Origin of the sequence: Bradyrhizobium sp. PRIMUS42 (genome assembly GCF_023006515.1) — a bacterium.
In the GTDB taxonomy this organism is placed as follows: domain Bacteria; phylum Pseudomonadota; class Alphaproteobacteria; order Rhizobiales; family Xanthobacteraceae; genus Bradyrhizobium.
In genome coordinates this window covers 1-5002 of sequence record NZ_JALBGZ010000487.1, presented here as the reverse complement: position 1 = coordinate 5002, position 5002 = coordinate 1, and the positions used below count along the sequence as shown (strand labels likewise).

The following is a 5002-nucleotide window of genomic DNA, read 5'->3' as shown; positions in this document are numbered from 1 at the left end:
ACCTGCGTGACGAGGTCGTCGGCCGCACCCTTCGTCGCGGGCGACGTCGCCGGATTGATCAAGGTCAGCGCTTCAGCACGACGCGCAGTGCCGGCCGACAGCATCAGCGTCGCGGCGGCCGCAATCCCGAACAGGCGCATCGGGCTTGCCCTGAGACCCAAACTCCTCAGCATGGAATCCTCCCTGAATCTGGACAGCGGATTGCGATGCTCGTTCGCGGCCCGCGTCATCCCTGTTCAATTGCAGTCGCTCCCGGGATTAAATTGCGGACAGCGATGTGAACGCGCCATGAATGAACGGAGCTGGGCCCCGCGCTGCGGCGCCGTGCCGCGACGGAAGGAATTTTGAAAATGACTGTTTACGCGATTGCACAATTGAAGATGACGGACCGCGCAGCCTATGAGCGCTATCAGGCGCGGTTCTTCGATGTGTTCAGGAAGTACAATGGTCGGCTGCTCGCCGCCGATGAGCGCCCGCGCGTGCTCGAAGGGGCGTGGCCGCACGACAAGCTCGTCATGATGTCGTTTCCCGACGAAGCCGCCTTCCTCGCCTTCTCGAACTCACCCGATTACGAGGAGATTTCGCGCGATCGCAAGGCCGGCGCGCAGGCGACCGTGCTGCTGGTCGAGGGATTTGCGCCGGCCGGCTAGCGCGTCACCAGAACGGCCCGTAGCCGAACACGAAGGGTGCGGGCACGCGGTAGGGATAGGGACGGTAGTGCACGGGCCGCGCGTAATAGCGGGGATCACGGCGCACGAGGGGCCGTGCAATGTATTGGTTTCGCGCGGGTCGCCGCACATCGAAAACCGCGATCCCCGCCGAGGCCTCTGGCACTGTCACCCTTGGCGCAGCGAACGCGCGAGGCAGGCCGGCGGCAAGCGCGACGGCGACGACCACTGCAACCCATCTCGTCACCACGAACCCCGCGAGGCGACTACGCTGTTTGGTTGGCGGGGCATTGAGCCGGGCCTCAGCCGCGGCGCCAGTAGCAGCTCACACGCGGCACGATCACCGTGCCGCTGGGCCGGAATTCCTGCACATAGGTGGCGTTGCACACGCGGACTGCGTCCGGACCGGGATTGTAACGCGGGTAGACGCCGTCCGGGCTGTCATAGGGCGTGACGCGCAGCCGCGCCGGAGGCCGCTTGCGCGGTGGCGGGGCGTCAGGTGAGGCCTGGGCGAGGCGGATCTCGGGGCCCGCCGTCTGGGCCTCCGCGCCAACGCAAAATGGCGAAAACAACCCCATGCACAGTAGCGTCAGCGCTGTTTTCGCTCGCATTTTTCCGCCCACCTGAAACGTCCCATTTAAGACCCCACGCTCCCCGTTTTGGAAGCGCCCGTCAACCTCGCCGCGTTTATAAAGCCGGATGCATCGCCGCGGAACCCGCGCTAAGAGGTGGGCATGTGGACGGAATCGAAAGCACCCTCGCTGGCCGAGATGGAAGCGACGGCGCATGACATCTTCGAGCGCCTGCCGGCGGAGTTTCGCACCCTGTGCGAGGGCGTGATCATCCGCGTCGACGACTTCCCGTCCGAGGAAGTCCTGGACGAGATGGAATGCGAGAGCGAGTTCGATCTGCTCGGACTGTTCCAAGGCATCGGCCTGCCGCAGCAGAGCCTTGGCGACGTGGCGCGGCTGCCCAACATGGTCTGGCTCTACCGCCGTCCGATCCTGGATTACTGGGCCGAGCACGACGAGAGCCTCGGCCATATCGTCCGCCACGTCCTGATCCACGAGATCGGCCACCATTTCGGCCTGTCGGACGACGATATGGCCGCGATTGAGGCCAAGGCAGAGTAGGAAGTGCCGCGCGGGAGGTGTGCTCCCTCCCCCGCTTGCGGGGGAGGGTTGGGGAGAGGGTGTCGCCGCAATGGGACAGTCTCCTAGAGGAGAGAACCCTCACCCCAGCCCTCTCCTGCAGGCGGGAGAGGGAGCGCACCTCCTCCGTGGCTTGATCCCGCCAAGCAGACTAGACCTGCCGAATTCGGTCTAGGATTCGGGCCTCGATCGGGATAAATACGCCTTCCCTGATCCACCCCCGGGAAAGCCCAACCATGGACAAGTTCACCACGCTGGAAGGCGTCGCGGCGCCGCTGAAGATCATCAATGTCGACACCGACATGATCATTCCGAAGCAGTACCTCAAGACCATCAAGCGCACCGGCCTTGGCAAGGGGCTCTTCTCCGAGCAGCGCTACAAGGACGACGGCAGCGAGAATCCGGATTTCGTCCTCAACCAGCCCGCCTATCGCACTGCGAAGGTGCTGGTCGCCGGCGACAATTTCGGCTGCGGCTCGAGCCGCGAGCACGCGCCCTGGGCGCTGCTCGACTTCGGCATCCGCTGCGTGATCTCGACCTCGTTCGGCGACATTTTCTACAACAACTGCTTCAAGAACGGGATCTTGCCGATCCGCGTCAGCCAGGAAGACCTCGACAAGCTGTTCGACGATGCCGAGCGCGGCGCAAATGCGACGCTGACGATCGACCTGCCGAACCAGGAGATCCGTGGTCCCGACGGCGGCAAGGTCAAGTTCGAGATCGATCCGTTCCGCAAGCACTGCCTGATCAACGGCCTCGACGACATCGGCCTCACGATGGAGAAGAAAGCCTCGATCGACACCTATGAGGACAAGCTCAAGCGCGAACGCGCCTGGGCCTGATCGCAAGTTTTCGTTCGAGCCCCGGTGCTGATGGCGCCGGGGCTTTTTCTTTGTCCAAACTATCCCTTATAGCTTCCGCGCATGCTGCCCGAGATCGTCACCTTCTGGCATGGCCCGATGGACGCGCTGCGCCAGACCTGTCTGCGCTCGCAGCTGGCGGCCGGCCACAAGGTCACCGTCTACAGCTTCGACACCATTCCCGGCCTTCCCGCCGGCGTCGCCAACGCGGACGCCGAAGCGATCCTGCCGCACGCATTCTCCGAACGCTTGCGGCCGCCGCAGCCGGACGGAAGCTGGCGCGACTGGACCACGCTTCAGTTCAGCGACTTCTTCCGCATGAAGCTGATGGCGAAGGGTCTCGGCCTCTGGCTCGACGCCGACGTGCTGCTCTTGAAGCCCGTCGAGATCGATCCGGCGAAGCCTTACTTTGCCTGGGAGCGCCCTCGGCAGCTCGGCAATTCCGTGATCTATCTGCCGCCCGAGCACGGCATCGTCAACGCCTTCGAGCAGCTGATGGAGCAGGAGGAACTGACGCCGAACTGGCTGTCGGTGCGCCACCGCATCACCTTCATGGTGCGCCGCCTGCGCGGGGGCTCGAGCCGCCTCTCCGACATCCGCGTTGCGATCTATGGCCCCGCAGCGCTCACCGCGCTCGCGCGCCGCACCGGCGAACTCGCATGCGCGCTGCCGAAGCAGTCGTTTTATGCCGTGCATGCCGAGCCGAAACTTTTCTTCGATCCGTCGAGCTATCTCGGCCTCGTCACCAACCCCGAGATCATCGGGCTACACATCTCGCCCAAGGGCCGCGGCGGCGAGAAGCCGATCGCGGGCAGCCTGTATGCGTGGGCTGCGGAGCGGTTCGCTTAGCTCTCGTGCCCCGGACGCAGCGCAGCACTCCCGGCGATGCGAAGCATCGTCCGGTGTGATGCGCTGCTGAGCCGGGGCCCAGCAATCCGGTGAGATGGGTCCCGGCTCTGCGGAGCGGCACTTCGCGCCGCGCCGCGTCCGGGACACGAGATCGGTTTCCTTGTCTCGATCCAGTTTGATCCAGCGCAACGCGCTCCTGCATCATTGTGCTTAATTCGCTCCAATTCCGGCGTCCGAAGGGAGCTTTCCATGAGCACCGCAAGCAGGCCTTATCCCATCATGCAGGACCTCATCGAGTCCTTTGCAAGCTGGCTGAAGCATCGCCGCGAGTTGAACGAGATGCGGCAGCTCGACCGTGCCGACTTCGACCGGATCGCCAGCGACCTCAGGATCGCACCTGACGACCTGGAGGAACTGGTTCGCCACGGCAAGCACGCCGCCGACGAATTGCCGAAGATGCTGGAACAGCTCGGCATCAGCGCCGAAGGACTCGGCCGCGCGCAGCCGCTGCTGCTGCGTGACCTGGAACGCGTGTGCTCGCTGTGCAATCACAAGGGCCAATGCGATCGCGAGCTGGCCGACGGCACCGCCGCGGAGAACTATCACGGCTTCTGCGCCAATGCCTCGACACTGGAGTCGCTCGATCGCAGCGCCTTGGCGGCGCAGGACAACCAGAAGCCGGAGCTCTCGGTGCTGTAGAACGCGCCGAGACGACCCCGTCACAACCTTCTTGCACAGGTCCGGATGCGGGGCCTGATCCGGCCGTCTTTCAATGGCTGAGCCGGTTCGGCGCGCGCGATGGCGGCAATCGCGGGCGCGCACAGGTGTGAAGCACCTCATATGCTCGCCGCGCGCGCCGGTCTAGCCTGGGGCTTGTTCGCCTCGCGCCTGTCGTGATTCTCCTTTTCGATCATTGCACGTGCTTCGTTCCGCAAGGGACACACCATGGACGCCGCCATTGCTGCGAAAGCCGCCGTCGCCGCGACGAGCAGCCGCGACCGGAAGACCCGCGTCTTCATCTCCTATTCCCGCAAGGATTCCGTCTTTTCCAACCGGCTGGTCGACGCCCTCAACGCGCGCGGCTTCGAAGCCTATCTGGACAAGAAGGACATCTTGCCGGGCGAGCCGTGGCAGGAACGGCTCGAAGCGCTGATCCTTTCCGCCGACGCGATCGGCATCGTCATCAGCCCCGACCTGATCGCCTCTCACGTCTGCGCGTGGGAAGCCGAACGAACCGAGAGCTTGCAGAAAAAACTGCTGCCGCTGGTGTATCGGCCTGTCGCCGACGCCGACCTGCCGCCACGCCTCGCGCGGCTCAACTACATCTTGCTGCGCGACGGAGACGATTTCGATGCCGGACTGTCGGCGCTGGCGGTCGCTCTGGATACCGACATTGCCTGGATTCGCCAGCACACGCGCATCGGCGAGCTGGCGCAAAGGTGGGACGGAGCCGGCCGCCCGGCGTCCGGAGGCC

Annotated in this window: 8 protein-coding genes; 6 read left to right on the top strand and 2 right to left on the bottom strand. The window is 64.7% G+C overall.

Annotation, left to right across the window (positions count from 1 at the left end):
- The first annotated feature begins 350 nt into the window (after positions 1-350).
- Positions 351-650, top strand: a complete 300-nt coding sequence (locus tag MOV75_RS27335) for a DUF1330 domain-containing protein (protein ID WP_246930676.1) — start codon at positions 351-353, stop codon at positions 648-650.
- A gap of 4 nt (positions 651-654) precedes the next feature.
- On the opposite strand, the gene MOV75_RS27330 is transcribed toward MOV75_RS27335, so the two are convergent.
- Positions 655-915 (bottom strand): hypothetical protein, encoded by a 261-nt coding sequence (locus MOV75_RS27330; protein ID WP_246930674.1) that lies wholly within the window; start codon positions 913-915, stop codon positions 655-657.
- A 55-nt stretch (positions 916-970) separates the two neighbouring features.
- Positions 971-1246, bottom strand: coding sequence for a hypothetical protein (locus MOV75_RS27325; RefSeq protein ID WP_246930679.1), 276 nt, complete (start codon positions 1244-1246; stop codon positions 971-973).
- Between the two features lie 156 nt (positions 1247-1402).
- Here MOV75_RS27325 and MOV75_RS27320 point away from each other — a divergent pair, with 156 nt between their 5' ends.
- The 5 genes from MOV75_RS27320 to MOV75_RS27300 form a co-directional block, all read left to right on the top strand.
- Positions 1403-1801: a metallopeptidase family protein gene (locus MOV75_RS27320; RefSeq protein ID WP_246930672.1), complete on the top strand. Its 399-nt coding sequence runs from the start codon at positions 1403-1405 to the stop codon at positions 1799-1801.
- A gap of 254 nt (positions 1802-2055) precedes the next feature.
- A complete protein-coding gene (leuD, locus tag MOV75_RS27315) occupies positions 2056-2661 on the top strand; it encodes a 3-isopropylmalate dehydratase small subunit (protein ID WP_246930670.1) in 606 nt (201 codons plus the stop codon).
- A gap of 81 nt (positions 2662-2742) precedes the next feature.
- Positions 2743-3528 carry a hypothetical protein gene (locus MOV75_RS27310; RefSeq protein WP_246930668.1) on the top strand — a complete coding sequence of 262 codons (786 nt, stop codon included), beginning with the start codon at positions 2743-2745 and terminating at the stop codon, positions 3526-3528.
- A 249-nt stretch (positions 3529-3777) separates the two neighbouring features.
- Entirely contained in the window at positions 3778-4227 is a 450-nt protein-coding gene (locus MOV75_RS27305) for a hypothetical protein (protein ID WP_246930666.1), read from the top strand.
- Between the two features lie 246 nt (positions 4228-4473).
- A partial coding sequence (locus tag MOV75_RS27300; protein WP_247006916.1) for a toll/interleukin-1 receptor domain-containing protein occupies positions 4474-5002 on the top strand: 529 nt, incomplete at its 3' end.